Origin of the sequence: Sandarakinorhabdus oryzae (genome assembly GCF_009733735.1) — a bacterium.
GTDB lineage: Bacteria > Pseudomonadota > Alphaproteobacteria > Sphingomonadales > Sphingomonadaceae > Sandarakinorhabdus > Sandarakinorhabdus oryzae.
The window spans coordinates 1-685 of record NZ_WNJP01000389.1 but is presented as its reverse complement, the minus strand read 5'-3'; the positions used below and the strand labels follow the sequence as shown (position 1 = coordinate 685).

Here is a 685-nt window from a genome sequence, read left to right as displayed (position 1 = left end):
GCGCTGCTGGGGCTGCTGGTCTGGCGCACCCAGCCGGCGCCGGTTCCGGCCTTTGCCAGCCTGGCCGCGCAGCCGGGCAGCGAGGCCGTGCTGCTCGACCGGCAGGGCCGCGAATTGGCGCGCCGCCGCACCGATCCTGAAACGCGCCGGCTCGACTGGCTGCCGCTCGACGCCATCAGCCCCGATCTCGTGCGCCGGCTGGTGGCGGCCGAGGACAAGCGCTTCTGGCAGCATCACGGTATCGACTGGCGGGCGGTCGCCGGAGCCGCGCGCGATGGGCGCGGCGCCTCGACCATCTCAATGCAGCTGGCCGCGCTGATCGATCCCGGCCTGGGCCGTGCCGGCCAACGTGGCCTGCGGCAAAAACTGGCCCAGATGCGCAGCGCCCGCGCACTTGAGGCGCACTGGAGCAAGCGCCAGATCCTCGAGGCCTGGCTCAACCTGCTGCCGCTGCGGGGCGACGTGGTCGGCGTCGATGCCGCCGCGCGCCTGCTTGCCGGGCGGCCGGCGGCGTCGCTGGCGCCCGCCGAGAATGCCGTGCTGGTCGCCCTGGCCCGGCGCCCGTCGGCACCGGCCGAAGCGGTGCTCAGGCGCGCCTGCCGGGCGGCGCCGGATGTGGATTGCGCCGCGATCGAACTGGCAACGGCGCGCCTGCTTGGACCGCGCCAGCGCGTTGTCGCCGATG

The 685-nt window shown here is 75.0% G+C and carries 1 protein-coding gene; it reads left to right on the top strand.

Going from position 1 to position 685, the window contains the following annotated elements:
- Window positions 1–685: biosynthetic peptidoglycan transglycosylase (locus tag GJ693_RS16470; protein WP_197042322.1), on the top strand; the 685-nt coding region annotated here is incomplete at both ends.